23 protein-coding genes are annotated in these 25,641 nt (G+C 70.5%); 14 read left to right on the forward strand and 9 right to left on the reverse strand.

Annotation, left to right across the window (positions count from 1 at the left end):
- Positions 1-76: 76 nt before the first annotated feature.
- Positions 77-1,969: a DUF5107 domain-containing protein gene (locus tag WA967_RS01070; protein ID WP_424419058.1), complete on the reverse strand. Its 1,893-nt coding sequence runs from the start codon at positions 1,967-1,969 to the stop codon at positions 77-79.
- A gap of 36 nt (positions 1,970-2,005) precedes the next feature.
- On the opposite strand from WA967_RS01070, the gene WA967_RS01075 reads away from it, so the two are divergent.
- The 4 genes from WA967_RS01075 to WA967_RS01090 all read left to right on the forward strand — a co-directional run bounded on the left by WA967_RS01075 (position 2,006) and on the right by WA967_RS01090 (position 6,717).
- A complete protein-coding gene (locus WA967_RS01075) occupies positions 2,006-3,208 on the forward strand; it encodes a class I SAM-dependent methyltransferase (protein WP_424419059.1) in 1,203 nt (400 codons plus the stop codon).
- 325 nt (positions 3,209-3,533) lie between these two features.
- Entirely contained in the window at positions 3,534-4,796 is a 1,263-nt protein-coding gene (locus WA967_RS01080; protein WP_424419060.1) for a quaternary amine ABC transporter ATP-binding protein, read from the forward strand.
- Positions 4,796-5,743 (forward strand): ABC transporter permease, encoded by a 948-nt coding sequence (locus WA967_RS01085; protein ID WP_424419098.1) that lies wholly within the window; start codon positions 4,796-4,798, stop codon positions 5,741-5,743. Before WA967_RS01080 ends, WA967_RS01085 begins: the two co-directional genes overlap by 1 nt.
- Positions 5,744-5,808: 65 nt before the next feature.
- Complete coding sequence (locus WA967_RS01090) at positions 5,809-6,717, forward strand: glycine betaine ABC transporter substrate-binding protein (RefSeq protein ID WP_424419061.1); 909 nt, start codon at positions 5,809-5,811, stop codon at positions 6,715-6,717.
- A 123-nt stretch (positions 6,718-6,840) separates the two neighbouring features.
- On the opposite strand, the gene WA967_RS01095 is transcribed toward WA967_RS01090, so the two are convergent.
- Both WA967_RS01095 and WA967_RS01100 read right to left on the reverse strand, forming a co-directional pair.
- Entirely contained in the window at positions 6,841-7,248 is a 408-nt protein-coding gene (locus WA967_RS01095; protein WP_424419062.1) for a rhodanese-like domain-containing protein, read from the reverse strand.
- Positions 7,248-7,967: a helix-turn-helix transcriptional regulator gene (locus tag WA967_RS01100; protein WP_424419063.1), complete on the reverse strand. Its 720-nt coding sequence runs from the start codon at positions 7,965-7,967 to the stop codon at positions 7,248-7,250. The genes WA967_RS01095 and WA967_RS01100 overlap by 1 nt, the downstream gene beginning before the upstream one ends.
- A 128-nt stretch (positions 7,968-8,095) precedes the next feature.
- Here WA967_RS01100 and WA967_RS01105 point away from each other — a divergent pair, with 128 nt between their 5' ends.
- Positions 8,096-9,439, forward strand: coding sequence for an MFS transporter (locus WA967_RS01105; RefSeq protein WP_424419064.1), 1,344 nt, complete (start codon positions 8,096-8,098; stop codon positions 9,437-9,439).
- A gap of 146 nt (positions 9,440-9,585) precedes the next feature.
- On the opposite strand, the gene WA967_RS01110 is transcribed toward WA967_RS01105, so the two are convergent.
- Both WA967_RS01110 and WA967_RS01115 read right to left on the reverse strand, forming a co-directional pair.
- Positions 9,586-10,188, reverse strand: coding sequence for a bifunctional 4-hydroxy-2-oxoglutarate aldolase/2-dehydro-3-deoxy-phosphogluconate aldolase (locus WA967_RS01110; RefSeq protein ID WP_424419065.1), 603 nt, complete (start codon positions 10,186-10,188; stop codon positions 9,586-9,588).
- A 13-nt stretch (positions 10,189-10,201) separates the two neighbouring features.
- Complete coding sequence (locus tag WA967_RS01115; protein ID WP_424419066.1) at positions 10,202-11,110, reverse strand: sugar kinase; 909 nt, start codon at positions 11,108-11,110, stop codon at positions 10,202-10,204.
- Positions 11,111-11,187: 77 nt separating this feature from the next.
- Here WA967_RS01115 and WA967_RS01120 point away from each other — a divergent pair, with 77 nt between their 5' ends.
- The 4 genes from WA967_RS01120 to WA967_RS01135 are packed head-to-tail and all read left to right on the forward strand — an operon-like array spanning position 11,188 to position 15,334.
- Positions 11,188-12,441: an alanine racemase gene (locus WA967_RS01120; protein WP_424419067.1), complete on the forward strand. Its 1,254-nt coding sequence runs from the start codon at positions 11,188-11,190 to the stop codon at positions 12,439-12,441.
- 14 nt (positions 12,442-12,455) lie between these two features.
- Positions 12,456-14,183 carry an N-acyl-D-amino-acid deacylase family protein gene (locus WA967_RS01125; protein WP_424419068.1) on the forward strand — a complete coding sequence of 576 codons (1,728 nt, stop codon included), beginning with the start codon at positions 12,456-12,458 and terminating at the stop codon, positions 14,181-14,183.
- A gap of 3 nt (positions 14,184-14,186) precedes the next feature.
- Positions 14,187-14,918, forward strand: coding sequence for an IclR family transcriptional regulator (locus WA967_RS01130; protein WP_424419069.1), 732 nt, complete (start codon positions 14,187-14,189; stop codon positions 14,916-14,918).
- A gap of 32 nt (positions 14,919-14,950) precedes the next feature.
- On the forward strand, positions 14,951-15,334 hold the full coding sequence (locus tag WA967_RS01135) for a RidA family protein (protein ID WP_424419070.1): 384 nt from the start codon (positions 14,951-14,953) through the stop codon (positions 15,332-15,334).
- Positions 15,335-15,469: 135 nt separating this feature from the next.
- Here WA967_RS01135 and WA967_RS01140 read toward each other — a convergent pair whose 3' ends face one another.
- Positions 15,470-16,402, reverse strand: coding sequence for a Gfo/Idh/MocA family protein (locus WA967_RS01140; RefSeq protein WP_424419071.1), 933 nt, complete (start codon positions 16,400-16,402; stop codon positions 15,470-15,472).
- Between the two features lie 121 nt (positions 16,403-16,523).
- Positions 16,524-17,273 (reverse strand): hypothetical protein, encoded by a 750-nt coding sequence (locus tag WA967_RS01145; protein ID WP_424419072.1) that lies wholly within the window; start codon positions 17,271-17,273, stop codon positions 16,524-16,526.
- 139 nt (positions 17,274-17,412) lie between these two features.
- On the opposite strand from WA967_RS01145, the gene WA967_RS01150 reads away from it, so the two are divergent.
- From WA967_RS01150 to WA967_RS01165, 4 genes are read left to right on the forward strand one after another with little or no spacing between them, the layout of a single operon-like run.
- Positions 17,413-19,596, forward strand: coding sequence for an MMPL family transporter (locus WA967_RS01150; RefSeq protein WP_424419073.1), 2,184 nt, complete (start codon positions 17,413-17,415; stop codon positions 19,594-19,596).
- 24 nt (positions 19,597-19,620) lie between these two features.
- A complete protein-coding gene (locus WA967_RS01155) occupies positions 19,621-20,913 on the forward strand; it encodes a sensor histidine kinase (protein ID WP_424419074.1) in 1,293 nt (430 codons plus the stop codon).
- Complete coding sequence (locus WA967_RS01160; protein ID WP_424419075.1) at positions 20,910-21,527, forward strand: response regulator; 618 nt, start codon at positions 20,910-20,912, stop codon at positions 21,525-21,527. Before WA967_RS01155 ends, WA967_RS01160 begins: the two co-directional genes overlap by 4 nt.
- Before the next feature lie 20 nt (positions 21,528-21,547).
- On the forward strand, positions 21,548-23,179 hold the full coding sequence (locus tag WA967_RS01165; protein WP_424419076.1) for an MFS transporter: 1,632 nt from the start codon (positions 21,548-21,550) through the stop codon (positions 23,177-23,179).
- A gap of 136 nt (positions 23,180-23,315) precedes the next feature.
- Here the strand turns inward: WA967_RS01165 and WA967_RS01170 are convergent, their stop codons facing one another.
- Both WA967_RS01170 and WA967_RS01175 read right to left on the reverse strand, forming a co-directional pair.
- Positions 23,316-24,020, reverse strand: coding sequence for an SGNH/GDSL hydrolase family protein (locus WA967_RS01170; protein WP_424419077.1), 705 nt, complete (start codon positions 24,018-24,020; stop codon positions 23,316-23,318).
- Positions 24,021-24,060: 40 nt separating this feature from the next.
- Positions 24,061-24,405 (reverse strand): TraR/DksA family transcriptional regulator, encoded by a 345-nt coding sequence (locus tag WA967_RS01175; protein WP_424419078.1) that lies wholly within the window; start codon positions 24,403-24,405, stop codon positions 24,061-24,063.
- A 118-nt stretch (positions 24,406-24,523) separates the two neighbouring features.
- Here WA967_RS01175 and gnd point away from each other — a divergent pair, with 118 nt between their 5' ends.
- The gene (gnd, locus tag WA967_RS01180; RefSeq protein WP_424419079.1) at positions 24,524-25,579 is read left to right on the forward strand and encodes a phosphogluconate dehydrogenase (NAD(+)-dependent, decarboxylating); all 1,056 of its coding nucleotides are present in this window, start codon (positions 24,524-24,526) and stop codon (positions 25,577-25,579) included.
- The last annotated feature ends 62 nt before the right edge of the window (positions 25,580-25,641 follow it).

Consider the following 25,641-nt stretch of genomic DNA (forward strand, 5'->3'; position numbering starts at 1 on the left):
AGCCCTCGCGCAGGTTGATGCCGTGCTCGACCCAGGCTTTCAGGGCCGCGAGCATCCAGTCGTCGGCGCCCGCGCTTCAGCTCATCGTGAAGTCGTACTGCGCGGGCACGGGGCGGTCGGGGAACGCCTGGCGCCACAGCTCCGACATGCTCAGCTCGCCCTCGCGGATGTCGGGGACCTCCACTCCCTGCTCCAGCAGGCGTCCGGCCTCGGCGCGGTCTCCGGATGCCAGCGCCGCCCGCACCTCGAGCACACGGAAGCGTCCTCGCGCTCTGACACCGTCGGGCAGGGTGGCGACCAGTGCGCGGACCTCGTCCGGATGTCCGGCGGCCAGCAGGGCTTCGCCGAGCTCCAGCGCCAGCGGTGCGAACACCGACGTGGTCGAGCCCGTCTCGGGCGTCAGGGCGAACGCAGCCGCGAGGTCGGCGATGCCGGCATCCGTCTCCCCCGATGCGATCTTCGCCAGCCCGAGCGCGCGCCGTGCCCATGCCGACTCGTCCATCCGCAGCGACGACTCGTATCCTGTCATCGCCGCACGAAGGTCGCCCCGCGCATGCGAGATCACGCCACGGTGATAGTGCGTGAGCGGGCTCTCCGGCGCCTCAGCCAGCAGCCGATCCCACAGCTCTCCGGCCACGTACGAACGCGGCAGCGCATCCGGAACGGCGGCCCCGAGGCCCAGCAGCTCACGCCAGTACGCGGCGTCCTCACCGGCATCCGCATCGAATCGCACGCCCGGCAGTCCCTCGAAGGCCGAACCGTACCGCGCTGCCAGCACCTGTTCCAGCGCCCCCCACGGTGACCCGGTCTGCAGCATCCGCGACGGCGCGACGTCGGCGACGGCGGTCAGCCGCTCGCACTCCGGCGATGCCTTCGACACCACCTCGCCGACCCGCTCCCGGGCGTCGGCATAAGCACCAGAGGGGTCCTCCACGTGCACGGGCAGGAACGCCTCCTGCCACTCCCACGTCGCGCCGCCTGGCATCGGCAGGTGCTCGTACTGCGTGGTCGTCAGCCCCGCCTGAATCTCGAAGTACGACCCGCCCAGCCAGTCCGCCCAGTGCCGCGCGCCGGCTCCCGAACCCCAGACGAACAGCTTGCGACCCTTCAACTCGCGGGTCGACACGTGTGCGAGCCCGTCGCCGTGGGCATCGAGCGCGGCGATCCACGGCATCCGATCCGAAGGAAGATCGTGGAACCAGTCCGCCGCGGTCGGTGCGGATGCCGGATACGACACGTCGCCGGCATCCAGATCAGTCAGCGTCAGCCGCCCGTCGTACCCGGTGCGGTAGGCATGCGATGCGGCTGTGAACACCCGGGAGCCCGGGGTCTGCGCGACGGCGATGTTGGTCCACCAATACATGCCGGTCTCGTGCGGATGCGGGTTGCGCACCCGCACCTGCACGTGCAGGGCGTCGGCTTCAAGGGTGGCATCGAGCTGTACGATCAGCCCGCGGATCCGCTCGTACTCCCACATGCGCAGCACGGGCTCGCCGTCGGGAGCGGTGACCGCTGCCGCATACAGCGGCGCGCAGGTGAGCGGCCAGTGCCCGCGCATGCCGATGTTCCACTCCGCGCCGCCCGAGAACCAGGCGCCCCGCAGCGCGAGGTTCGCCGGCTGGAAGATGTCATTGCGATAGACGAGCTCGCGGTTCGCGCTCTTGTCGAACAGCCGCACGAGCCGCCCTCCCAGGCCGAGTGCGAACTCCGCCCGCAGGTGCTCGTTCTCCAGCACGGCGAGCTTCATCTTCTCCGGGCTGCGCTCGCGGCCGTACTGGTCCTGCAGCAGGTAGGGATGGATGCTGGCGACCTGCCCGTACGCGATGTTCGCGGCGATGTCGACCGGCAGCCCCTCGGTGGATGCCTCGTACGGAGCCTGTGGCATGCTCGCGACGGCCGGCAGGGTGTTGGGCGCACCGACCTGCGCCGTGGGGAGCGTGCGCGTGTCGAGCGTCAGCGTCGAGGTCATGCGCTCACGCTATCCGGTGCTGGGTACAGTGAGCGGGTGCCCTTCGACTTCAGCGCCCTGCGTCGGTTCCCCGACGTCGAGGCGCCGAACCTGCAGGCGTGGGATGCCACCGACGAGCTGCTCGTGCGGTGGGCGCTCGAGAGCGGCATCCCGGGTGAGCAGATCGCGGTCATCGGCGACGAGTACGGCGCCATCACGCTGGCGCTGGCGGATGCCGGGCTGACCGGCATCCGGGTGCATCAGGACCTGGTGACCGGCCGGCGGGCTCTGGCGAACAACACCGTCGCGCTCGGTCTCGCGTATCGGATCACGGATGCCGGTGAGCCGGTGCGGCGTGTCGAGCCAGGACACGCCGCGCATGCCGAAGCGCATCCGGGATCCGACACCGCGTTCACCGCTCACGAACTCGACCCGACCCTGCTGCAGGGCGCCCGGCTGGTGCTGCTGCAGCTGCCGAAGGCGCTCGCCGAGCTGGAGGAGATCGCGGATGCCGTGGCCCGCTGGGCCATGCCCGACGTGACCCTCATCGCCGGCGGGCGCGTCAAGCACATGACCCTCGCGCAGAACGAGGTGCTGGCACGGTCGTTCGGCTCGGTGCAGCCGCAGCGCGCGGAGCGGAAGTCTCGCCTGATCCGGGCATCCGAGCCCCTTGCTGTGCCGGAAGAACCGCCGTTCCCCGCCAGCCGGACCCACGACGGGCTCACGCTGTGCGCGTTCGGCGGGGCGTTCGCGGGCGCGCGGCTGGACATCGGCACGCGGGTGCTGCTGGATGCCGTGCGGCGGCTCTCCCTCCCCGTGCTCGAGCCTCGCGTCGTCGATCTCGGCTGCGGCACCGGGGCACTCGCGGCGGCGTTCGCCCTGACCCATCCGCACGCGATTGTCACTGCCACGGACCGCTCCGCATCCGCCGTCCGCTCCGCTCGCGCCACCATGCGGGCGAACGGCCTCGAAGGTCGCGTCGATGTCACCCTCGACGATGCGGGATCCGAACTCCCGGAAGGCGGGTTCGACCTCATCCTGCTGAACCCGCCGTTCCACCTCGGCGCGAGCGTGCACGAGGGAGCCGGGCGGCGGCTGATCCAGGCTGCCGCACGTCTCACCCGACCCGGCGGCGAGGTGTGGACGGTGTTCAACTCGCACCTCGATCACCGCCGCGCGCTGACCCGCGACGTCGGCGTCACCGAGCAGTCCGTCCGCACTCCGAAGTTCACCGTCACGCGCAGCATCCGGCGCGGCTGAGGAGGGCGCTGTCCGATTCCGACACGCCCTTAATCCCCGGTGAGAGGAAGATTCCTGAACAGCGATTTGCCACCGGATCAGCCATTCGTTAGCGTAGACGGGTGACCTGGGGGTCACAACACCAGTCCGCGGCCGCGTCCTTCTTTCGACCTGAGCTGTACACGAAGAGGCGCGGGCGTACGGTCGATGCTCTTTGCGGGGGTCCGAAATCCCCGTCCGCGCCGCCAGTACAGCGATTGTCGAAACGGCCCTGTGACCATCACCCGGGCGTTACCGAAGCAGACTCGCCACAACCCTGGAAGCGGGCGAGTCCGCCGGGGGAAACGTGTCCGAGATCGCTCTTGAAGCGCACCATCTTTACAAGGTCTTCGGTCGCAGTCCGCAGCATGCGGTCAAGCGTCTGAAGGCCGGCGAGACCCGAACCGATGTGCTGGATGCCGGCACCGCTGCCGTGATCGACGCGAGCTTCGCCGTGAACCGCGGTGAGATCTTCGTGATCATGGGGCTGTCCGGCTCCGGCAAGTCCACCATCATCCGCATGCTCAACGGCCTGCACGAGATCACCGACGGCGAGGTCATCGTCGGCGGCGACGACATCGCCAAGGCGCACCCGGCCGCACTCCGGCAGATCCGCCGTGAGCGGATCTCGATGGTGTTCCAGCACTTCGCGCTGCTGCCGCACCGCACGGTGGCCGCCAACGTCGCCTACCCGCTCGAGCTGCAGGGCGTCGGCAAGACCGAGCGCCTGGCCCGCGCCGAGGAGATCCTCTCGCTGGTGGGCCTGAGCGGCTGGGGCGAAAAGCTGCCCAGTGAGCTCTCCGGCGGCATGCAGCAGCGTGTCGGCATCGCCCGCGCCCTGGCCGCCGACACCGAGATCCTGCTCATGGACGAGGCGTTCAGCGCCCTGGACCCGCTGATCCGCCGCGAGATGCAGGAGCAGCTGGTCGAGCTGCAGTCCAAGCTGCAGAAGACCATCGTGTTCATCACGCACGACCTCAACGAGGCCATGTTCCTCGGCGACCGCATCGCCGTGATGCGCGACGGTCGCATCGTGCAGATCGGCACACCCGAAGACATCCTCACCGACCCCGCCAACGACTACGTCGAGCAGTTCGTGCAGGACGTCGACCGCGCCCGCGTGCTCACGGCCGCCAACGTCATGGAGCCGGCCCGCCCGGTCGTCCCCGACACCGCCGGCCCGCGCACCGCGCTGCGCCAGATGCGCGACGCCTACATGTCGGCCGCATACGTGGTCGGTCGCGACCGCAGGCTGGTCGGAATCGTCACCGACCGGGATGCGGTGAAGCTGGTCCGCACGGGCGGATCGTCGCTCTCCGGCATCCTCAAACCCGTACCGCAGACGGTCGACGAGAACGAGGTGCTGATGAATCTGTTCATCCCGTCTGTCGAGTCGCCGCTGCCGCTGGCTGTGACGGATGCGGAGGGGCGCCTGGTCGGCGTGATCCCGCGCGTCACGCTGCTGGCCGCGCTCGGCCCCGGAGCGGGGGCCACGGGCGAGCTGACCATTCCGGTGCAGCCGATGCCCACCACGGAGATCGATCAGATCCTGGCAGAGGAGGTGCGTTGATGGAAGGATTCCGGATTCCGCTCGGTGAGTGGGTGGACGAAGGACTGAACTGGCTGCTGAACAATCTGGAGTGGTTCTTCACGTTCCTCTCCACGGTGATCGGCGCGCTGGTCGACGGACTGTCGACGGCGCTCATCCAGACTCCGATCCCGGTGCTGATCGCCGTGTTCGCGTTGATCGCGTGGCTGCTGCGGTCGTGGAAGCTGGCACTCGGGACGGCCCTGTCGTTCATCCTCATCGTGGGGCTGGACCTGTGGACCCCGGCCATGCAGACCCTGGCGCTGGTGCTGGTCGCCGCCATCATCGCGGTGCTGATCGCCGTGCCCCTGGGCATCTGGTCGGCACGCAACGACGCGGTGCGCGCGGCGCTGAAGCCGGTGCTCGACTTCATGCAGACCATGCCGGCGTTCGTCTACCTGATCCCCGCGATCATGTTCTTCGGCATCGGCGTGGTGCCCGGCATCTTCGCCACCGTGATCTTCGCGCTTCCTCCGGGCGTGCGGCTGACCGAGCTCGGCATCCGCGGTGTGGACGGCGAGACCGTCGAGGCCGCGCAGGCCTTCGGCGCCACGCCCTCGCAGATCCTGCGCGGCGTGCAGCTGCCGCTGGCGCTGCCGACCATCATGGCCGGCATCAACCAGCTGATCATGCTGGCGCTGTCGATGGCGGTCATCGCCGGAATGGCGGGTGCCGACGGCCTGGGCAAGATGGTCGTGCAGGGCATCTCGTCGATGGACGTGCCGATGGGCGTCGAGTCGGGCCTGGGCATCGTGCTCATCGCCGTGTTCCTCGACCGCTGCACGGCGGCCCTCGCCCAGCCGTCCCCGACCTCCCTGCTGGGCCTGCTGGAGCGCGCCCGCCAGGAGAAGCGCAGGGCGGATGCCGAGGGCGCGGCATCCGAGGCATCCGAGCTCGTCGCGGCGGGACCCCGCCGCGCCACTCCCTGATCCACCTCTTCACCATCGCAATCACATACGGAACGCACGACATCATGCATGACGGAAGGAAACTCATGAAGAAGCGACACCTCACCGGCGTCCTGGCCCTGACCACCGTGGCGGCCCTCACCCTGGTCGGCTGCGCGAGCGGCACGAGCGACGCCGCCGGCGACAAGCCCGCCGGCAACGACAAGGGCACCATCACGCTGGGGTTCCTGCCCGGCTGGACCGACGGACTGAGCACCGCCTACCTGCTGCAGGACCAGCTGGAGAAGATGGGCTACACGGTCAAGATGAACACCCTCACCGACGCGGGCCCGCTGTACACCGGCCTCGCCAAGGGCGACGTGGACATCTACCCGTCGGCGTGGCCCGAGGTCACGCACAAGTCCTACATGGACAAGTTCGGCGACAAGATCGAGGACCTGGGCAAGTACTACGACAACGCCAAGCTCACGATCGCCGTGCCGGAGTACACCGAGATCGACTCGATCGAGGACCTCAAGGGCAACGCCGACATGTTCGACGGCAAGATCATCGGCATCGAGCCCGGCGCGGGGCTGACCAAGCAGACGCAGACGAAGATGCTCCCGGAGTACGGCCTGACCGACGAGTACGACCTGGTCACCTCGTCGACCGCCGCGATGCTGGCCGAGCTGAAGAAGGCGACCGACGCCAAGAAGGACATCGTCGTCACGCTGTGGCGTCCGTTCTGGGCCAACAGCGCCTTCCCCGTGAAGGACCTGAAGGATCCGAAGGGCGCCATGGGCCAGCCCGAGGGCCTGCACTTCCTCGGCACGAAGGGCTTCAGCGAGAAGGATGCCGACGTCGCCGCGTTCATCAAGAAGATCAAGCTGACCGACGAGCAGTACGGCGCACTGGAGGGGCTGGTCACCTCCGACGAGTACAAGGACAAGTCCGCGGATGCCGTGGACACGTGGATCTCCGAGTACGCCGACCAGCTCGACTGGCTGCAGAAGTAGCATCCGCCCGTGGGGGGGCGTTCTCGCCCCTTCAGGGCGACGCGGCCCCTGCTGAGTTGTGCAGCTCAGCAGGGGCCGCGTCGATGGACAGGGGCCGCGCCGGCCCTGAGGGGGCTCGGCGCCTCAGGGCTCAGCGGTGACCAGCGGATCCGGCGTGCGATGCGCGATGACGCCTCCCGATTCAGTCGCGAAGCCGTTGCGCACCCAGTACTCGTAGCCGCCGAGCAGTTCCCGGGTGTCCAGCCCCGCTGCCAGCAGGATGCGGGCGGTGGCGGTCGCGCCATTGCATCCGGGTCCCCACCCGTACACGATCAGCGTGCGGTCGCGGGGCAGGTCGTCGAGTCCGGTGGCGAGAGCGGATGCCGGAAGATGCAGCGCTCCGGCGATGTGCCCGTGGTCCCACGACTCCTGCCGGCGCGTGTCGACGAGCACGGCGGAACCCGCGGCGACCGCGCGCGAGGCGGCCACCACGTCGATCTCGTAGGCCAGTCGCGCGTCGACGAATGCGAGCCGGGCGGCGATGTCGGCCATCAGCTCCTCGCCTCGTCGAGGTAGGCGTACGCGGTCACCCGCGACACGTGCAGGCGCTTCGCGATGGTCTCGATCGATTTGCGCATCTGCGTCACTCCGCGCTTCTCGAGCTTCTCCAGCACGGCGATCTTGTCGTCTCGGGACATCTGCTCGACGGGCCGGCCGATCTCGGCGATGGCCTCGGAGATCATCTGATCCATCACCGAGAGCAGGTCGGAGCCGAAGTGCTCCTGCGGGGCCTCCTCGGCGCCCACCGGCGGGACCGGCAGCAGAGCTTCGATCATGTTGCGCGCCTGCTGGAGCGGGCTCAGGTCGACGTTGATGCACAGCGAGGCGATGATGTCGCCTGCGGCATTGTGGAAGTAGATCGATGAGCTGCGCAGTTCGCGGCCGTCGCTGGTGACGGCGCGGTAGCCGAACGCGTCGTGGTTGCGCTGCCTGTCCTTGAGCACGTCCAGGCCGAGTGAGGTGGAGGGGCCGCCGACCGCGCGGCCGGTGACGTGGCCGTTCTCGATCGCCATGATCGTGTGGTCCAGGTCGACGTCGCTTCCGTCGAGGTTGTGCAGCACGACTTCGACCGAAGGGCCGGCGGCCGTGGCGAGCGCGCGCATGACGGGCTGGTACAGCCGCAGCACCTCGTCGGCGGTCTCGTAGGTCTGTCGTGCGGCGGCGTCGGCGAGCGCGGATGCCGTGTCGTCGGTCGCTGTTCGTGTCGTCATCGTGCACCTGAGCTTTACAAAAATTATTCAAGGTAGACAGAATGTCTGTCCACGGGATATCTTAGCGGCGACCCTACGTCACGTCGAGGGTGATCCCGACCGATCCCTCGCAGAGCAAGGAGGCTCCCATGTCCCAGGCCGTGGCCCCGAGAGGGCTGACCGCGCGCCAGCGCCGGATGATCGCCGGCGGCTCCATCGGCACCCTGATGGAGTATTACGACTACTACCTGTACGGTCTCGCCTCGGCGGCCGTCTTCCCCGCGGTCTTCTTCTCGACCGATAACCCGGTCATGGCCCAGCTGTCGTCGTTCGCGACCTTCGCCGTCGGCTTCCTGCTGCGCCCGCTCGGCGGGATCATCTGGGGCATCGTCGGCGATCGCATGGGTCGCAAGCCCGTGCTCATGATCACCGTGGTCGGCATGGGCCTGGCCACCACCGGCATCGGGCTCATCCCGCCGGACCAGCAGATCGGCGTGATCGCGCCGATCCTCCTGATCCTGTGCCGGATGTTCCAGGGCTTCTTCGTCGGCGGTGAGATGGGCGGCGCGGCGACGATGGTCGTCGAGAACGCCCCCACCGGCAAGCACGGCCTGTACGGCGCGTTCCTGATCTCGGGCGCGGGCATCGCCAACATGGTCTCGGGCGGTCTGATGGCCGCGCTCGGCCTGACCCCCGGCTCCTGGTTCATCGAGTGGGGCTGGCGCATCCCGTTCGTCTTCTCGATCGTGCTGGCGGTCATCGCCATCCTCCTGCGGCGCAAGCTCGAGGAATCCGACGAGTTCGTGCAGACGCAGACGCTGCAGCTCGCCGCGGCGGGCAAGAAGGCCAACCCGCTGATCGAGGTGTTCCGCCACCCCAAGAACGCGATCATGGGCATCCTGATCGGCCTCCCGCAGTCGATCGCCGGCTACGTCATCCTCACCTACGGCCTGGGCTTCATGGTGACGAACAAGCACCTGCCCGCGTGGATGGGCTTCGCGGGCACGATGATGGTCGGGCTGCTGCAGATCTTCGTCGCTCCGCTGTGGGGGCACATCTCCGACCGGATCGGCCGTCGCACGGTGTACATCATCGGATGCCTCGGCTTCGCCGCCATGGTCTATCCGGCGTTCGCGCTCTTCACCACCGGCAACATGTGGCTGATCTGGCTCGGCCAGATCCTCGGCTTCGTGGTGTTCGGCGTCGCGATGCAGGCGACCCTGTCGACGATGCTGGTGGAGATGTTCGACGCGGAGGCCCGCACGACCGGCGTGAACATCGGGTACCAGTTCTCGAACACGCTGGGCGGCGGGTTCGCCCCGCTGATCTGCGCAGCCCTGGTGGCCGCGGCCGGCGGTGCCTTCTGGCCCGTCGTGGTCTACTCCGCGGTGATCGCCATCATCGGCGTGGTCGCCACCCTGGTGGCATCCATCCGCCCCGATGTGGAGGGCGCCGGCCGCCTGCACGAACTGGCCGCCACGAGGGCGCGCTGAGCACCCATGCGCGCGTTTCCGCCCCTGCCTGTCGTCCTTGCCCCTGCTGAGCTGCGCAGCTCAGCAGGGGCACGGACGATGAGCAGGGGCGAGGACGGATGCTGGACGCTTGACGGGAGCGGATGCGTCCGGACGAGCGGATGCCGTCAGGCCAGGAGCTTCGCCAGCGCGGGCAGCTGGGCGTCGTCCTCCAGGGCGGAGCCCACCGCGACCACCCGCACGCCGGCGGCCAGGAACTCCCGGGCGTTGGCGGAGCCCATGCCGCCGGTGGCGACGAACCTGGCCTGCGGGAACGGGCCGCGCATCGCGGGGAACCAGCCGGCGCCCAGCAGCGATGCGGGGAACGCCTTCATCCAGGTGAGCCCCTCGCGCAGTGCGTGCTGCACCTCGGTCGCCGTCGAGACGCCGGGCAGCGCCGGCATCCCCGCCTCATGCGAGGCGCGCACGATCTCGAGGTCCAGGCCCGGGCTCACGGTGAACGCGGCCCCGGCATCCGCCGCCTGCCGCACGTGCTCGGGCGAGATCACGGTGCCCGCGCCGACCACCAGGCCGCGCTCGCGCGCCGCCTCGGCCAGCACGCGCAGCGCCTCGATGTCGGCGGGCGTCTGCACGGGCACCTCGACGACCGTGATGCCCAGGTCCCAGGCACGCGTGGCGGTGGCGAGCGTGCGCTCGACCCCCATGCCGCGCAGGATGGCCATCAGCGGCGCGGCGCCGAACAGCTTGTCGAAAGCGGAGTTGTCGGTCATGGGCGGGTGCCTTTCACTTGTCGAGCGGCGGAAGATCATCGGTGGACTGCAGTACGAGGTGCGCGCGGCGGTGTCCGCCGGTGAGGCGGGCGACGGCGTCGGCGCCCTGCAGGCGGGCGGCCAGGTACCCGGCGGCGAACGCGTCGCCCGCGCCGACCGGCTCCACGACCTCGGTGCGGATCGCGGGCACGAAGGTGCGCAGGTTCTCGCCGCTGCGACGGTCGAACTCCGTGGCGCCCACGTCGCCGTCCTTGACGACGACGACCGCCGGCTGCGGCATCAGGGCGCGCACGGCATCGGCATCGGCGGTGCCCCAGAGCCCTTCGGCCTCGTCGAGCCCGACGAAGACGATGTCCGCGCGGCGTGCGAGCGCCAGCAGAGCGGATGCCGCGGCGCCGGGCTCCCAGAGCGCCGCACGATGGTTCACATCGAAGCTGAGGATGCCGCCTGCGGCGGCCACCCGCGCGAACACGCTCTCGATCAGCGCCGCGCAGCGGGGCGACAGAGCTGGGGTGATGCCGGAGACGTGCACGATCTCGGCATCCTCCAGCGGCACGCCCGCGATGTCGTCCGGCCCCAGCAGCGATGCGGCGGATCCACGGCGGTAGTACAGCACGCCGCGGCCGGGGTCCTTGAAGTAAACCCCGGTCGGAGCATCTGGATTGCGCGTGACCCCGCGCACGTCGACGCCGTGCCCGGCGACTTCGTCGAGCACCCGCACGCCGAGTGCGTCGTCGCCGACTGCACTGACCCAGGCTGTCGGGATGCCCAGCCGCACGGCGTGCACCGCCACGTTCGACTCCGCGCCGCCGATCAGCAGCCGCACGTCCTGTGCGGTCGCGAGGGGCTCGGCGTGGGCCGGAGTGACGAGGGCCATCGTCTCGCCGATCGTGATGAGGCGTGGTGCGGAGGCATCGGGCATGAGTACCATGATGAGATGAGCTGTGCAGTCAACGCAACAAGCGTTGCAGTATGTGCACACCAAGGAGAGCGATCGAAATGACCAACGCGACTGATGAGCTGCTGACCGCTCGGGACAAGGGCATCCCGGCGCGCGCCGTCGGCATGACGGCATCCGCCTTCCTCGCGACCGCGCCGCGGCTGGACGAGTTCTGGACGCCGCTGGTCGTGCTCGACGACACCGCGATGCGCGCGAACGTGGCGACCATGGCCGCCTGGTGCACCCAGCGCGGCCTGGAGATCATGCCGCACGGCAAGACCACGATGGCTCCCGCGCTGTGGAAGCGGCAGACCGATGCCGGGGCGCTCGGCATCACGCTCGCCACCATGGGGCAGGTGCGCACCGGCCGCAACCTGGGCCTGGACTCGATCATGCTGGCCAACTCCGCCGTCGATCCCCGCTCGCTGGCCTGGCTGGCGGGAGAGCTCGCCGACCCGGACTTCCGCTTCGTGTGCTGGGCCGATTCGGTCGCCACCGTCGACGCCATGGAACGGGCCCTGCACGGCCTCGACCTGCCCCGGCCGATCGACGTCTGCGTCGAGCTGGGTGCCGCCGGCGGCCGCACCGGCGCCCGGTCGATCGAGGAGGCACTCTCCGTGGCACAGCGACTGGCGGCATCCGATGCGCTGCGCCTGGCGGGCGTGGCCGGCTACGAGGGCAGCCTGGCGCATGACCGCTCCCCGGAGGCTCTCGCCGCCGTGCGCGCCTACCTGCAGGCACAGCTCGAGCTGCACCGCGCGCTGGGACCGCTGTACGACGACGGCGAGCTGTACGTCACCGCAGGCGGCAGCGCGTACTTCGAGATCGTCGCCGACGTGTGGGCAGGCGCCGAGCGCGACGGCCGCACCCGCTTCACGCTGCGTTCCGGCGCGTACATCGTGCACGACGACGGCTTCTACCGCGGCATCTCGCCGTTCGACGAGGGCGGCACGGGCCAGGGCCCGCACTTCGTCAACGCCATGCACGGGATCGCGCGGGTGGTCTCCAGTCCCGAGCCCGGGCTGGCGCTGGTGGATGCCGGCAAGCGCGACTTCCCGTACGACGAGGGGCTGCCCATCCCGCGCGCCGCCGCCGATGAGCTCGCCGGCTCCTGGCATCCGGTCGACGCCGCCGTCTCGGCGATGAACGATCAGCACTCCTACGTGCGTCCTGCCGAGCCGCTGGCGGTGGGCTCGATCGTGCGCTTCGGGCTGTCGCACCCGTGCACGGCATTCGACAAGTGGCGGGTGCTGCCGGTGGTGGACAGCGTCGAGTCCGGCGTCGTCATCGACCTGATCCGCACGTGGTTCTGAGGAGTGGCAGCCCGATGAGCACTCGTACCGTCCTCCGCGGCGGATCGATCGCCACTCCGGCCGGTCCCCAGCGCGCCGATGTCGCGTTCGAGGGCGCCGTGATCACCGCCGTCGGCGAGATACCGGCGCGTGACGGCGACGAGGCGGTCGATGCCGCCGGGCGCCTGATCCTGCCGGGATTCATCGACGCTCACTCGCACGCCGACGGCCTGCTGCGCGATCCCGCCGTGACCGCGGCGCTGCTGCGCCAGGGTGTGACGACGGTGATCGGCGGGCAGGACGGCGTCTCGTACGCGCCGGGCGACGGCCGCTACGCGACCGACTACTTCGCCGCCATCAACGGCCCGCATCCCGCGTACCGCGGAGGCGGCGTCGCCGCGCTGCTGGATGCCGTCGACGACGCCTCGCCGATCAACGCCGGGTACCTCGTGCCCGCCGGCACGGTGCGCTTCGAGGTGTGCGGCCGGCGGGAGGGCGCCGCCTCCGACGCCGAGCGCGCGCGCATGACGGACCTCGTCGCTCAGGGGATGGCGGAGGGCGCCCTGGGCCTGTCGACCGGCCTGGACTACGTGCCGGGGATCTTCCAGGACGCGGCGGAGATCGCATCGCTGTGCGTACCGGTCGCGCGCGCCGGGGGCGTGTACGTCAGCCACATGCGCGGCGGGTACGAGAACAACGCCGCCGCCGGCATCGACGAGATGCGCGAGATCTCGCAGCTCGCCTCGCGTGAGGCAGGGATGCCGCTGCCCGTGCACGTGTCGCACCTGCACGCCGACGCCGGGATCGTGCTCGCCCAGCTCGACGCGCTCGCCGCGGCCGGCATCGACGCCACCTTCGACGCCTACCCCTACATCCGCGGCTGCACCCTGCTGGGCATGCCGCTGCTGCCGCCGGAGATCTCGGCGCTGCCGACCGACGAGATCGTGGCGCTCCTGACCGACCCGACGGGCAGGGGCCGGCTGCGCGAGACGTGCGCGCAGCGGGCATCGCACAGCCCGAGCCTGGGGCCCGCGTGGCCGGACATGATCACGCTCGCGCACATCGCGGCATCCGACTTCGCCTGGACGCACGGGCTCACCCTGCGCGAGGCGGCGGCGCGCGCCGACGCCGATCCGATGGACCTCGCCTTCGACCTGCTCGCCGCCTCCCGCATGGAGGTCAGCGCCGTCATGGCCGTGCACAACCCGCGCCCCGACACCGAGCTGGCGCGCATCGTCGCGCACCCCGCGCACACCGGGGGATCCGACGGCATCTTCATCGGCGCGCACCCGCATCCGCGCGCGGCGGGATCGTTCGCGCGATACCTGCGCCTGTTCGTGCGCGAGCTGGGCACATGGTCATGGGCGGATGCCGTGCACCACCTCTCCGCGCAGCCCGCCCGCCGGTTCGGCCTCGGGCGTCGTGGTGCGGTCGAGGCGGGGGCGGTCGCCGACCTGCTGCTCGTGGACCCTGAGGGCGTGGCGGACGGCGCCACCTACGACAACCCGAAGGAGCCCGCCGTCGGCATCGACGACGTGTTCGTGGCGGGCGTGCGGGTGCTCGCCGGTGGCGAGCCGACCGGAGCGCTGCCCGGGCGCGGTCTGCGACGGGAGGCAGCCGGCCTCCCTCCGCTGACACCCCCAGTTTCCGCCGACACCCCCATCTATGGACGTCCGCAGGTAGGGGTGTCGACGGTAGGCAGGGGTCTCGGCGACGAGGACGGCAGAATCGCAGACGTCGGCACTCCGGGAACCGGGGGCTGACCGATGTCGCAGAGTGTCGAGAGAGCAGCCGGTATCCTGAACGCCCTCGCTGCGGAGCCGGCGACCGTGATCGAACTCGCGGAGCGGTTCGGCATCCACCGCTCGACCATGTTCCGCGAGCTGCAGAGCCTGGAGCAGGTCGGATTCGTGCGTCGGCAGATCGACGGCACCTACGTCGTCGGCATCCGGCTCGCCGTGCTCGGCGGCGCGGCGCTGGAGCAGCTCGACCTGCGCGGCGCCGCGTATGCGCATCTGCGGAGACTGCACCGGATCGTCGGCAACACTCTTCATCTGGGTGCGCTGATGGGCGACGAGATCGTCTACGTCGACAAGGTGGAGGACGCATCGGGCGTGCGGATGTACTCGCGGGTCGGGGCGGCCGTGCAGCCGCACTGCAGCGGCATCGGCAAGGCGGTGCTCGCTGAGCTGCCCGTCGAGAAGCGCGACACCCTGCTGGCGGGCTGCGACTGGCACCCGTACACGGCGAACACGCTCACCAGCCGCGCGGCCCTCGACGCCGAGCTCGCCCTCACCGCTCGCCGCGGCTGGGCGTTCGACGATGCCGAGTTCGAGGACTTCGTGGGCTGCGTGGCCGTGCCCATCGTCACGGCCGCAGGTGTGGTGGGCGCGCTGTCGCTCACCGCGCTGCGCGCCGCCCAGAGCCGCCGGCAGCTCGAGCAGCGCGTGCCGATGCTGCGCGAGACGGCCGCCGAGATCTCCCACCAGCTGGGATGAACAGAACCGACAAAGAGAAGGAAGAGCACACCATGCCCAAGACCGGTTTCCACGCCGAAGGCGCTCCCACCCCCGCAGGCCCGTACAGCCACGGGGTGGTCGCGAACGGCTTCCTGTACACCGCCGGGTTCGGGCCGCAGGACGCCGCGAACGACCACGCCGTCGCCGAGAACGTGGGCGATCAGACCCGCCAGGTGCTTCGCAACATCGAGAAGGTGCTGGCCGTGCACGATCTGACCATGGCCGACGTGGTCAAGACGACCGTGCACCTGGCCGACCTGGCCGACTTCGCCGAGTTCAACCAGGCGTACGGTGAGTTCTTCTCCGCGCCGTACCCGGTGCGCACCACCGTCGGCTCGCAGCTGGCGAACATCCTCGTCGAGATCGACGTGGTGGCCGCACTGCCGCAGGGCTGACGCCCGCGCTCGGTTTCACTCTGGGGGCCGACACGCCAGATCGACGGACGTCTCCCTCGAGAACGTCCCCCAATCTGGCGTGTCGGCCCCCGATGTGTGTCGGCTCGGGAGGGCCAGAAGGACCGGGCGAGGCGCTCAGATCACGACCGGATGCCCGGACGCGAGCGACGCGTAGGCGGCATCCACCAGCACCACGGCCGCGACGCCGTCGGCGGGCGTGACCCGGGCTTCGCGTCCGGTGCGGATCGCGTCGAGGAAGTCCGCCAGCTGCTCGCGGTACGGGTCGGGAGCGGATGCCGGCGACTCGTCCTCCGCGTCGGACGCGGAGGTGTCGACGCTGAGCTCACCCCGGTCTCCTGTGACCTCGAGCGTGGAGCGGAACGGCGTGCCGGGCTCCGCCCAGTCCGCCCGCACGTGGCTGATGGCGCCGCCTGCGTGCGTGAGCGTGACGTGCGCGGACACCGGCGGCTGCACGAAGCCGTCCTCGGCCGGCGGATCCTGCGTGGCCGAGACCTCCACCACGGGTCCCGCCAGCCACAGCGCCTGGTCGAGGTCGTGGATCATCAGATCGCGGATGATCCCGCCGCCGGCATCCTGCGAGTAGAACCAGGCGGGTGCCGGCGCGGCGACCGTGCGGCGTGCAGTGAGCTCGGTGATCGTGCCGACGGCGCCGATGCGCTCGTGCACGCTCCGGTAGCCGGAGAAGTACCGCACCACGTGCGCGGGGAACAGCCGCACCCCGGCCGCCGTGGCCTCGTCGGCAAGCGCCTGTGCGTCGTCGGCGGTCGCGGCCAGCGGCTTCTCGCACACGACATGCCGCCCGGCCGAGAACGCGGCGCGGGCGATGCCGACGTGCGTGCGCGTGGGGCTGACGATGTCCACGATCCCGGAGTCCTGGATCAGGTCCGCGAGCGTGGCGTGGATGCGCAGCCCGTAGCGCGCGGCCAGGGCATCCGATCCGGTGCGACGCAGGATGCCGACCTCGGCTCCCAACGCCAGCCAGCCCTCGATGTGCGGCGGGGCGATGCCGCCTGCGCCGACGATCCCGACCCGCGGTGTGTCGTCCATGAGCCCGAGCCTACGGCCCGGGACCGTCGAGCGGGCCCTCCTCTTCCCTCCTGTTCCGTCCGCAATGACGTCGCTCACGAGGGGTTTCGGCGCGCGTGAAGGGATTCGACGGGACGGCGGCTCAGGCTGCGCCGCGCGGCAGTTCGCCGGCGACCTTGGTCTCCAGCACCTGCACGGCTTCGTCGGACAACAGGATGAGCCCCTCCAGCTCGTCGCGCACGCGCTTGTACGCGACCTGCCGCTCGGCCTGCGTGGCCGATTCGTCGAGAGCGATCTTCAGCAGGTGCTGCGCCCGGTCCAGGCGTTTGCGCTCGTCCTCGCTGAACGTGGAGTCGCGCAGTCGGCGGGCGTCGTGCTCGGCGACCTCGAACGCCACGGCGTAGTTGCCGACGGCATCCAGGTACTCCGACACGCGCTGCTCGCTCACCTTCGCGTCGGCGGCTGCCGGGCGCAGGTTGTCTGCGGTCTTCTTGGCGCGCAGGAACGCGGCGGTCAGCGGCTGGCGGCCGTCGCTCATGGCGGGGAAGGCGATGAGCTTGGCGACGTCGAGCTCGTAGTCCAGCCAGCGTGCGGTGATCTCGTCGTGCTCCTTGAACAGGCGCTCCAGCATGTCGTCGTGTGAGGCGGATGCCGGTGCTGCGCTCCGCTTCACGGAGCCGAAACGCGGCGTCCCGGCGAGCGAGCGGGCCTGCAGCTCGGCGGCGCGCAGCTCGCTCTTCAGACGCAGGGTCTCCAGCTTGCGCTGGTGGCGCTCGCGGGACATGACCTGCCACCGGCGCGCGGCGCCGCCGGCCACGCCCATGATGGGGAAGATCAGCCACCAGAGGTGGCCGACGTTGCCCCAGAAGCCGTTCCAGAACGTCGGATCCATGATCCCGCCAGCCTAATCTCACGGCCCGGGATCCGCTGTGACGGATGTCACGAACGGGCCCTCCTCATCCTTTCGATTGACACCGAGTTCACCCCCGCCCCCGATGCCGGAAAACGGCATCGCTGGTGGACTCGATGTCATGGCAGACCTCCGTGTGCGGCATCCGCTCTCCGACCGTCTCACCTCGCGCCGCGGCGCGTGGATATCGCTGGGCCTCGTGCTGCTGGTGATGCTCCTGCTGTTCGGCGCGTTCGGGTCCGCGAAGGCCCCGGCCGGCAACGCGCAGGCGCCGGCGGCATCCGAATCCGCCCGGGTGAGCGACCTGCTGGCGACGTTCCCGGATTCCGATCAGCAGTCCGTGCTGGTCGTCGCCTCCCGCGACGACGGCGGCCGGCTCTCCGCCGCGCAGCAGGACGGGCTGAAGGCGCTGCTGCCGGTGCTCGATGAGCAGTCCGCGGGCGATTCCACGGGCCCGCTGGTGAGCGACGACGGGAAGGCCGCCGTGCTGATCACGCCGATCACTGTGGGCGCCACCAACTCCGACACGGCCGCGATCATCAAGCAGCTGCGGGCCGACATCGACGGCCACGCGCCGGCCGGCGTCACGCTGCAGGTCACCGGCGGCCCGGCGTTCGGCGCCGACGTGGCCTCTTCGTTCGAGGGAGCCGACTTCACGCTGCTGATGGTGACGATCCTCATCGTCGCTGTCCTGTTGATCGTCACCTACCGCTCGCCCGTGCTGTGGCTGATCCCGCTGGTGGTCGTCGCGCTCGCCGACGGCCTGGCGGGGCGCATGACTGCGGCGGCCGGCTCGCTGTGGGGCCTGCAGTTCGATGCGGGCATCATCAGCGTGCTGGTCTTCGGCGCCGGCACGAACTACGCGCTGCTGCTCATCTCCCGCTACCGGGAAGAGCTGCAGATCGAAGAGGATCACCGGAAGGCGCTCAGCGCGGCCTGGCGCGGCACGGCGCCCGCCATCCTCGCCTCGAACGTGACCGTCGTGCTGGCGCTGCTCACGCTGGTGCTGGCCGTCATCCCCGGCACCCACGGTCTCGGCGTCTCCTCGGCCATCGGCCTGCTGATCGCCCTGGCCTTCGTGCTGCTCCTCCTGCCGCCGCTGCTGGCGGTCTGCGGGCGAAGGGTGTTCTGGCCGTTCGTCCCCCGCCCCGGCGAGGCGCCGCGACAGGGCCGCGGCTGGCGGCGCGTGGCGTCGGGTGTCGTGCAGCGTCCGCTGCGCAGCCTGCTGGCCGGTGTCGTGCTGCTGGCCATCATGGCCGCAGGCCTGATCGGCACGTCCGTCGGGCTGGACCAGCTGGAGAAGTTCCGGGTGCCGTCCGAGTCGGCGGCGGGGCTCGAGGTGCTCTCCGCGCACTTCCCGCCGGGTGAGGCCCAGCCGATCCTCATCGTGACCGACAGTGCGGCATCCGGCGCCGTGGTCGCCGCCGTGAAGGACGTCGACGGCGTGGTCAGGGCCAACGCGGTCGGCCAGACCGATGACGGGGCGCTGACCAAGATCATGGTCACCAGCGAATATGCGCCGAGCACCACGAGGAGCCTGGACCAGATCACCGAGCTGCGCGATGCGGTGCACGCGGTGCCGGACGCGGATGCCGTGGTGGGCGGCGCCGTCGCCACCGACCTGGACGCCAGGGCCGGCAACCAGCGGGATCTGCTGCTGGTCGCGCCGCTGGTGCTGGCGGTCAGCCTGATCGTGCTGATCGTGCTGCTGCGCTCCCTGGTCGCCCCCGTGCTGCTGCTGGTGGTGAACCTGGCCAGCGCGCTCGCCGCCATCGGCGCCGGGGCGTGGCTGAGCAGGGTGCTGTTCGGCCAGCATGCGCTGGACCTGCAGGTGCCGCTGCTGTCGTTCCTGTTCCTGGTGGCACTCGGCATCGACTACACGATCTTCCTCGTGCATCGCGCTCGCACCGAGTCGGCGCTCCACGGCACCAGGAGGGGGATGGTGGAGGCCATCACCCACACCGGCGGTGTGATCACCAGTGCCGGCATCGTGCTGGCGGCCGTGTTCGCCGCGCTCGGCGTGCTGCCGCTGGTGACGCTCGGTCAGCTGGGCCTGATCGTCGGGGTCGGCGTGGTGGTGGACACCCTGGTGGTGCGCACGGTGATCGTCCCGGCGATCTTCGCCCTCGTCGGCGACCGCATCTGGTGGCCGGGGCGGCCGCGGAAGAAGGCAGCGGAAGAAGGCGAGCCGGCCTCCGCCGGCCCGAAGCAGACCATCGCCGGCTCTGCCCCGGCGTCCGCCGCCTCTGCAACCGCATCCGGAGACCGGGTGTCGGCCGGTCCGGGCCGGATGCCGGTGCAATAGCGGCTCGGGCAGGAGAATCGACACATGGACGTCGTGAGTGCGCCGCTGCCGCATGCTGATCGCAACGTGCCGGGGCACGCCTCGCCGGTGGTGCGGGCCATGGAGATCGGTCAGCACGCCATGGCAGCCGTGCTGACGGGGGTCGGCGTGATCCGGGCGGCGGGCGATGGCACCCCGATCGCCGCCGCGGTGCTGGCCGGACTGGCGATCCTGGCCGTGCACACCGCCGGTACGATCCTCCCGTCACGCGGCTCCCGGCGGTTGGCCATCTGTTGGCTGGTCGCCCTCGCGGTGATCTGGATCGCCGCCGTGGCCGTCTCGCCGGAGTTCATCTGGATCGCGTTCCTGCTCTGGCTGCTGGCCGGCCACCTGCTGCCCGTGCCGTGGGGGCTGCTGTTCTCGGCGCTGGTCCTGGCCGTCGTGATCGTCGCGCCGATCCTGCACCACGGCTCGACCAGCTACGCCACGGTGTTCGGTCCGCTGATCGGCGGCGTCTTCGCCTTCGGGATCTCGCGCGGCTATCTGCAGCTGCTGCGGGATGCCGCCGAGCGCGAGCGGCTGGTCGCCTCGCTCACGCAGGCGCAGCACGAGATGGCCGATCTGCAGGACGAGCTCGCGCTCGCCCAGCGAGAGTCGGGTGCCGTCGCCGAGCGCACCCGCATCTCCCGCGACATCCACGACACCGTCGCGCAGTCGCTGTCCTCCATCCGTCTGCTCGCGCATGCGGGCGCGGACCGCAGCACCGACGCCGGTGCGGCGCGGGCCCTGCAGCAGGTGGAAGCGCTCGCCGGCGGCAGTCTCGCCGATGTGCGCAGGATCGTGGCGGATCTGGCGCCCGCCGAGCTGGAGGACGGCCCGCTGGCCACGGCGCTGCGGAGCATGCTGGATCGCGCGCATGACGAGGCGGGACTCCACGTCGAGCTGCATGTCGACGAGTCCCTGCCCGTGCTGCCCACCGAGGTGGAGGTCGCGCTGCTGCGCACCGCGCAGTCGGCGCTGGCCAACGTGCGCCTGCACGCCGCCGCACATCGGGTCGTGATGAGTCTGATCGACGACGAGCGGAGCGTGCGGCTGGACATCATGGACGACGGTGCGGGTTTCGACGTCACAGCCTGGGAGGCGGATGCCGGCAGCGCATCGAGCTATGGGCTCCGGTTCATGCGGGCGCGACTGCGCGAGCTCGGCGGCGGCCTGGACATCGAGAGCGCACCCGGCGAGGGGACGGCGGTCTCCGTGCAGCTGCCGATCCGCCCGCACCCGGGGGCGCCGGCATCCGGCCCGGTCGCGGGCCCGGCATCCGAGAGGGAGACACGATGACCATCTCCGTGCTGCTGGTCGACGACCATCCCGTGGTGCGCAGCGGGCTGCGGGCTGTGCTCGACACCGACGACGTGCGGGTGGTGGGCGAAGCCGCCACCGGCGAGGAGGCCATCGAGCTGGCGCAGCTGCTGCATCCTGATGTCGTGCTGTGCGATCTGCGCCTGGGCGAGGGGATCGACGGCATCCGCACCACCGCCGCGCTGCGCGCGCTCACCCCTGCACCGGTGGTGCTCATCCTCACCACCTTCGACAGAGACGCCGAGATCCGCGACGCCATCGAGGCGGGCGCCGCCGGCTATCTGCTGAAGGAGGTCGCGCCGGAGCTGATCGTCGACGGCATCCGCCGGGCCGCAGCAGGCGGCATGGTGCTGGCGCCTGAACTCGCCGCACGCCTGCTGGAGGGGCTGCGCAGTCCGCTGCCCCGGCTCACCGATCGCGAGTCCGAGGTGCTGCGGCTGCTGGCAACGGGCGCGGCGAACCAGGAGATCGCCCGCACGCTCTTCGTCACCGAGGCGACCGTCAAGAGCCACCTCGCCCACATCTTCACGAAACTCGACGTCGACAGCCGGTCCCGCGCGATTCACGTCGCGCGCGAGGCCGGGCTCATCTGACGTCCGGAAGGACCACTCGCATGACGAAGCTGAGGGAGCCGGACGCGGAGTCCGCGCCGTCACGACGGGACTGGCTGGGTCTTGCCGTGCTGTCGATCGGGCTGGGCCTGATCGTGCTGGACGGCACCATCGTCGGTGTCGCGCTGCCGGCCATCATCGGCGACCTGAAGCTGAACATCACCGACGCGCAGTGGGTCAACAGCCTGTACGCCGTACTGCTGGCGGCGCTGCTGCTGTCCACCGGGAGCCTGGCTGATCGGTGGGGGCGCAAGAGGCTGTTCCTCGTCGGGCTCGTGGTGTTCATGGGCGGCAGCCTGCTCGCGGCCATGTCGGCCACTGCCGGCGCGCTGATCGGCGCGCGAGCAGTGCAGGCCATCGGCGCGGCGTTCATCATGCCGTCCACGCTCTCCACGGTCAACGCCGTGTTCCGCGGGCGGCACCGCGCCACGGCATTCGGCGTGTGGGGTGCGGTCATCTCCGGGGCGGCGGCCATCGGCCCGCTGGCCGGCGGGGCGCTGACGCAGTGGGCGTCATGGCACTGGATCTTCCTGGTGAACCTGCCGCTGGGGGCGCTGGTGCTGATCGCCGCACTGTTCACCGTGCGTGAGACGCGCGGCGAGAAGACCCGCCCGGGTGCGGACGTGGATGGCGCCATGCTCAGCGCCATCGGCTTCGGCGCACTGGTGTTCGCCGTCATCGAGGGTCCCGATCTGGGCTGGTGGACACCGAAGGCCGACCTGGTCGCGTTCGGCTGGACGTGGGGGAAGGATGCTCCGATCTCGGCCGTGCCGGCGGCCTTCGCCGTCGCCGCGGTGGCGCTGGTGCTGTTCGTGATCTGGGAGCGCCACCGCGAGAAGGTGCAGCGTCAGGCACTGCTGGACCTCGGGCTGTTCTCGCTGTCCACGTTCTCCTGGGGCAACCTCACCGCCGGGATGGTGGCCGTCGGCGAGTTCGCGCTGCTGTTCGTGCTGCCGCTGTACCTGGTCAATGCGCTCGGGCTCGACGTGATGGGTGCGGGCCTGTTGCTGGCGGGCATGGCGCTCGGAGCCTTCGTCTCCGGCGCGGGCGCGCGGTACCTGGCGGCGAGGTTCGGCGCACCCGGCGTGGTGCTGATCGGCCTGGGGCTCGAGGTCGCCGGCGCCCTCGTGCTCACGCTGCTGGTGCAGGGCGACACGTCGGGCTGGGTGATCGTCATCCCGCTGGTGTTCTACGGGCTCGGCCTGGGGCTGGCATCCGCTCAGCTGACCGGCACCGTGCTGCGCGATGTGCCGGTCTCGATCTCCGGGCAGGGATCGGCCACGCAGAGCACCGTGCGGCAGGTCGGCTCCGCGCTCGGCACGGCGTTCGCCGGCGCCGCGCTCTCGGTGGCGCTGGCCGTCACGCTCCCCGCCGCTCTGTCCGCGGCGGGCATCTCCGGCCCGAACGCCGACAGCATCGCCGACTCCACGCGCCTGTCCGCCGGCACGACCATCACCCAGCTGCGTGCACAGGGCGTGCACTCTCCGCTCGGCGATCACACGCAGGCTGCCGTCGATGCGCTGTCGGCGGGATTCGCGGATGCCACGCGCTGGGCGCTGCTGGTGGCGGTGGCGTTCCTGGCGCTCGGCCTGATCAGCGCGGCGCTGCTGCGGAGGAGCTCGCGGGAGGGCTGACCCGGTTCGCTGACCCGGTTGGCCGCGCCGGGGCGGTTGCACTTTGGGGGCCGACACGCCACATGTCGGCCGGATGCCGCGAATCGGGCCGACATCTGGCGTGTCGGCCCCCGTTCTGTGTCGGGAGTCGCGCGGGTCAGCGGGCGGCCTGAACCAGCCCGCGCAGGAGAGGCAGCACGCGGTCGCGCTCAGGTCCTGCGGTCAGCTCCAGTGCTTCGGCGATCCCCAGCGCCAGCAGCGCGTGGCCTGCGGCGTTGGGATGGAACGGGTCGTTCATCAGCCCCCACGGGATGCCGCCCTGGCGCCCCGCGCCGACAGCACTGAACCGTGCGGACTGATCGACGAGGATCGCGTCTCCCGAGGTGGCGACGTCGCGCACGGCCTGCGCGAAGTCCGCGATGCGGGCGCGCTCCGGCGCGTTCAGAGCATCCACCGACGGCTGCGTCTGCAGCACGGGGATGGCACCCAGCCTGCGCACGCAGGCGACGAATTCGGTGACGGATGCCGCGAACTCGGCAGGCTCGATGATCGGGAACGCGCCGCCGGTGGAGCAGTCGTTGGTTCCGATCATGAGGGTGACCACGTGCGGGTGCCAGTCGGCCACCCGCCGGTCGAAGTCCTGCAGCAGCTGCACGATGCGCCAGCCGCTGATGGCCGTGTTGATCACTACGTCCTGCACGCGCTCCAGGTCGCCGCGGATCAGCTCATGCAGGTGGTCTACGTAGTTGCGGGCGCCGAGCGTGTGGCTGAGCCCGTGCGTGATCGAGTCGCCCGTGCACACCCAGTTCACAGGGGAGCCGGAGTCGAGAAGGTCGTGCAGGCGGGGCAGATCGGCGCTCATGCCTCAATCCTGGCATCCCGCATCGGCCGGCTCTGAACCCTCAGAGGCCCGCCTTCTCGGCGCACGGCACGCACAGCTCGGCGAACGGGCGTGCCGTCAGCCGGGCGGCGGGGATCTTCTTCCCGCACGACGCGCACACGCCGTAGGTTCCGGCGTCCCATCGTGCGATGGCGTCGTCGAACCGCTGCACGTCCTCGTCAGCGGCATCCGACAGGGCCGTGAGCCGGTCCCACTCCGACGAGAGCGTCACGCCCTCGGGATCGTGCTCGTCGTCGTCGTTCGAGTCCCGCCTGTCGTTCACGAGCCCGGCCAGGACGGATGCCGCGGATGCGGCTCGCGCGGCGGCATCCGCTCTGCCCTGCTCGAGCTTCTCGCGACTGATCATCGCCTCACCATAGACCCCGGCGGGCCACTCGGGGCGGAATGGGGTCGACCGCGTCCTGCCCTGAACATGCTGATCAGGGAGGATGATGGAAGAGCTGGAACGACGCGAGGAGATGCGAATGCAGCTGGGAATGATCGGACTCGGACGAATGGGCGCCAACATCGTGCGCCGCCTGATGCGCGACGGGCACGAGTGCGTCGGCTACGACGTGAACCAGGAGTCCGTGGCAGCCATCGAGGCGGAGGGCGCCACCGGCGCATCCGATCTTGCGGACTTCGCAGCCAAGCTGCAGACCCCGCGCGTGGTGTGGATGATGGTCCCCGCCTCGCTGACCGGGAAGGTCGTCGACCAGCTCACCGAGGTGCTCGAGCCCGGTGACATCATCATCGACGGCGGCAACTCCAACTACCGCGACGACGTCCGCCGCGCCAAGGCGCTGCGCGAGAAGGGCCTCGAGTACGTCGATGCCGGCACCAGTGGTGGCGTGTTCGGCCTGGAGCGCGGCTACTGCCTGATGGTCGGCGGGTCGGATGCCGCGGTCTCGCACATCGAGCCCATCCTGAAGACCATCGCGCCGGGTGTCGGAGAGATCGAGCGCACGCCCGGCCGCACCGGCGACCTTGCTCCTGAGGAGCAGGGCTACCTGCACTGCGGCCCGTCGGGCTCCGGGCACTTCGTGAAGATGGTGCACAACGGCATCGAGTACGGCATCATGGCCGCGCTCGCCGAGGGCCTGAACATCCTCGACAACGCCGACGCCGGCGTGCGCGAGGCCGAGCACTCCGCCGAGATCGCGCCGCTGGAGGAGCCGGAGTACTACCAGTTCCCCATCGACACCGCCAAGGTCGCCGAGGTGTGGCGCCGCGGATCCGTCATCTCCTCGTGGTTGCTGGATCTGACCGCCGCCGCGCTCAACGAGAACCCCACGCTCGACGGACTCGCCGGTCGGGTGTCCGACTCGGGCGAGGGCCGCTGGACCGTCAAGGCGGCCGTCGACGTGGGCGTTCCCGTGCCTGTGCTGGCCGCCTCGCTGTTCGAGCGCTTCGCGTCGCGCGACGAGGACCACTTCGCCAACCAGGTGCTCTCCGCCATGCGCCTGCAGTTCGGCGGACACAAGGAGCTGCCCGCCGGTGACTCGCTGGAGGCCGGCGGACGCAAGTCCGACGTGGGCTGATCCCATGCAGAGGGCCGGACATCCATTGGATGCCCGGCCCTTGTCGTGTCTGCCGGTCAGGC

Source organism: Microbacterium sp. (genome assembly GCF_049650565.1).
Lineage (GTDB): Bacteria > Actinomycetota > Actinomycetes > Actinomycetales > Microbacteriaceae > Microbacterium.

Excerpts from the sequence above, each read along its gene's own strand:
- WA967_RS01105 (WP_424419064.1), top strand. The coding sequence starts at position 8,096 with ATGTCCCAGGCCGTGGCCCCGAGAGGGCTGACCGCGCGCCAGCGCCGG.
- WA967_RS01070 (WP_424419058.1), bottom strand. The coding sequence starts at position 1,969 with ATGACCTCGACGCTGACGCTCGACACGCGCACGCTCCCCACGGCGCAG.
- WA967_RS01175 (WP_424419078.1), bottom strand. The coding sequence starts at position 24,405 with ATGATCAGTCGCGAGAAGCTCGAGCAGGGCAGAGCGGATGCCGCCGCG.
- WA967_RS01170 (WP_424419077.1), bottom strand. The coding sequence starts at position 24,020 with ATGAGCGCCGATCTGCCCCGCCTGCACGACCTTCTCGACTCCGGCTCC.
- gnd (WP_424419079.1), top strand. The coding sequence starts at position 24,524 with ATGCAGCTGGGAATGATCGGACTCGGACGAATGGGCGCCAACATCGTG.
- WA967_RS01130 (WP_424419069.1), top strand. The coding sequence starts at position 14,187 with ATGTCGCAGAGTGTCGAGAGAGCAGCCGGTATCCTGAACGCCCTCGCT.
- WA967_RS01125 (WP_424419068.1), top strand. The coding sequence starts at position 12,456 with ATGAGCACTCGTACCGTCCTCCGCGGCGGATCGATCGCCACTCCGGCC.
- WA967_RS01090 (WP_424419061.1), top strand. The coding sequence starts at position 5,809 with ATGAAGAAGCGACACCTCACCGGCGTCCTGGCCCTGACCACCGTGGCG.
- WA967_RS01155 (WP_424419074.1), top strand. The coding sequence starts at position 19,621 with ATGGACGTCGTGAGTGCGCCGCTGCCGCATGCTGATCGCAACGTGCCG.
- WA967_RS01120 (WP_424419067.1), top strand. The coding sequence starts at position 11,188 with ATGACCAACGCGACTGATGAGCTGCTGACCGCTCGGGACAAGGGCATC.
- WA967_RS01150 (WP_424419073.1), top strand. The coding sequence starts at position 17,413 with ATGGCAGACCTCCGTGTGCGGCATCCGCTCTCCGACCGTCTCACCTCG.
- WA967_RS01160 (WP_424419075.1), top strand. The coding sequence starts at position 20,910 with ATGACCATCTCCGTGCTGCTGGTCGACGACCATCCCGTGGTGCGCAGC.
- WA967_RS01085 (WP_424419098.1), top strand. The coding sequence starts at position 4,796 with ATGGAAGGATTCCGGATTCCGCTCGGTGAGTGGGTGGACGAAGGACTG.
- WA967_RS01165 (WP_424419076.1), top strand. The coding sequence starts at position 21,548 with ATGACGAAGCTGAGGGAGCCGGACGCGGAGTCCGCGCCGTCACGACGG.
- WA967_RS01110 (WP_424419065.1), bottom strand. The coding sequence starts at position 10,188 with ATGACCGACAACTCCGCTTTCGACAAGCTGTTCGGCGCCGCGCCGCTG.
- WA967_RS01095 (WP_424419062.1), bottom strand. The coding sequence starts at position 7,248 with ATGGCCGACATCGCCGCCCGGCTCGCATTCGTCGACGCGCGACTGGCC.
- WA967_RS01115 (WP_424419066.1), bottom strand. The coding sequence starts at position 11,110 with ATGCCCGATGCCTCCGCACCACGCCTCATCACGATCGGCGAGACGATG.
- WA967_RS01140 (WP_424419071.1), bottom strand. The coding sequence starts at position 16,402 with ATGGACGACACACCGCGGGTCGGGATCGTCGGCGCAGGCGGCATCGCC.
- WA967_RS01135 (WP_424419070.1), top strand. The coding sequence starts at position 14,951 with ATGCCCAAGACCGGTTTCCACGCCGAAGGCGCTCCCACCCCCGCAGGC.
- WA967_RS01145 (WP_424419072.1), bottom strand. The coding sequence starts at position 17,273 with ATGGATCCGACGTTCTGGAACGGCTTCTGGGGCAACGTCGGCCACCTC.
- WA967_RS01100 (WP_424419063.1), bottom strand. The coding sequence starts at position 7,967 with ATGACGACACGAACAGCGACCGACGACACGGCATCCGCGCTCGCCGAC.